The sequence below is a fragment of the Caballeronia sp. genome (assembly GCF_049581465.1).
GTDB lineage: Bacteria > Pseudomonadota > Gammaproteobacteria > Burkholderiales > Burkholderiaceae > Caballeronia.
Genome location: NZ_JBAUSA010001243.1, coordinates 1 through 1,599, shown reverse-complemented (window position 1 = coordinate 1,599; position 1,599 = coordinate 1). Strand labels below are relative to the sequence as shown.

The window sequence follows — 1,599 nt, the reverse complement described above, 5'->3', positions numbered from 1 at the left end:
TCGCCGCCGTCGAGGCAGCCACGCCGCCTTCGAATCTTGTGTTGGGCAAGCCGGGGCTGGAATCGGTCCGCGCGAAACTTGCCAGGCTCGAACGTGATCTCGATACGTGGGAGGCGACGACGCTCGGCGCGGATTTTCCTGACTGACGGCTTGCGCTGCATTGGGGACGCCAAGTCGGTTGCCCACCATGATTGATAATGCACACGCTAACGTGTATTCTTACCTGTAGAACATCGATCTACTTGGAGTAAAAATGCCGGCGCTCGCCACGTTATCCAGCAAGTTTCAAATTTCCATTCCCAAGGAGGTCCGCGAAGAACAGCATTGGGAAGCGGGCCAGGAATTTGTTTTTATTCCCAAAGGCAAGGGCGTGCTGCTGATGCCCGTGCCCGAGTTGAGACAATTGGCTGGAATGGCCAAGGGCGCCGACACTAGTAATTACCGTGACCGGGAGGACCGGTACTGATGACGGCTCCGTTTCGAGTAGTGGACACGTCGGCCTGGATCGAATGGCTGACGGGTAGCGCGCTTGGCAAAAGGCTCAGTGACGCGCTGCCGGGCAAGCTCTACTGCGTCGTCCCAACGATCGTGCAGCTCGAACTGTCAAAATGGTTAGTGCGGGAAGTCGGGGAGGAGAAAGCCGACGAAGTCATTGCCTACACACAAAAATGTCGGGTCGTCCCGCTGGACACGACGATCGCGTTGCTGGCCGCTGACCTGCATCGGGAACACAAGCTGGCGACGGCCGACGCGATCGTCTACGCAACGGCCCGGCATCACGGCGCGGATCTATTGACATGTGATCGGCATTTCGAGGGTTTGCCAAACGTGGTGTTTTTCCCAAAGATGAGCAACGTCTGAGTGAGAAGTAATTCCTGGTTGCCTTGCGCATGCTTCGATGGAACATAGGCCGCGCGGCATTCAAGATGACCGCTATCGCGCGCAAACCCTATATAAAAGATCAAGGTTCATGGAACAACTTGACGAGAAAACTATCCATACGGAGCGCTTGGTCCTGTATCCGCTGAATGCGTCGCACGCCGAGCAGATGTTTCAGGGCTTAAGCGACTTGCGCAGCTACGATTTCACGCCTGATCTGCCCTACAAAGACGTGGCAGCGCTCGCCGAGCGCTATCGGCGTTTAGAACGCCGTCTATCGCCTGATGGTCGAGAGGCGTGGCTTAACTGGGTGATAGCGTCGGCGACCACGCAGCAACTGCTCGGCTACGTGCAATTCACGGTCAAGCCCTTCGAGCGCCGTGCGCTTGTCGCTTACTTCGTGTTCGCGGCGCATCGAGAACTGGGTATTGCGACCGAAGCAATCCGCGCATCGATGTCAGAAGTCGTGGCAAGCTTCCGGCTCGCTCGTGTGGACGCGGAGATCGACACTCGGAACGCCCCTTCAATCGCTCTGATTGAATAGCTAGGCTTCGTGCGAACTCGATTAGTGCCGCACGCCGACGAATTCAAAGGGGCAATCAGCGACGAATATCACTACTCCTACGCCGTTGCAGGAGACGAATCTGCACGCCCTCACGTCAAATCTCGTTAGTTATTGCGACAGCTTCGCCGTCGTGTTGGCCTAGCCTACAAACGCGC

At 56.9% G+C, this 1,599-nt stretch carries 3 protein-coding genes; all 3 read left to right on the top strand.

Going from position 1 to position 1,599, the window contains the following annotated elements; translation table 11 throughout:
• Positions 1–253 precede the first annotated feature (253 nt).
• The 3 genes from WCA53_RS30305 to WCA53_RS30295 all read left to right on the top strand — a co-directional run bounded on the left by WCA53_RS30305 (position 254) and on the right by WCA53_RS30295 (position 1,423).
• Positions 254–466, top strand: coding sequence for an AbrB/MazE/SpoVT family DNA-binding domain-containing protein (locus WCA53_RS30305; protein WP_423920093.1), 213 nt, complete (start codon positions 254–256; stop codon positions 464–466).
• On the top strand, positions 466–861 hold the full coding sequence (locus WCA53_RS30300; RefSeq protein WP_423920090.1) for a type II toxin-antitoxin system VapC family toxin: 396 nt from the start codon (positions 466–468) through the stop codon (positions 859–861). The genes WCA53_RS30305 and WCA53_RS30300 overlap by 1 nt, the downstream gene beginning before the upstream one ends.
• Positions 862–970: 109 nt before the next feature.
• A complete protein-coding gene (locus WCA53_RS30295) occupies positions 971–1,423 on the top strand; it encodes a GNAT family N-acetyltransferase (RefSeq protein ID WP_423920087.1) in 453 nt (150 codons plus the stop codon).
• The last annotated feature ends 176 nt before the right edge of the window (positions 1,424–1,599 follow it).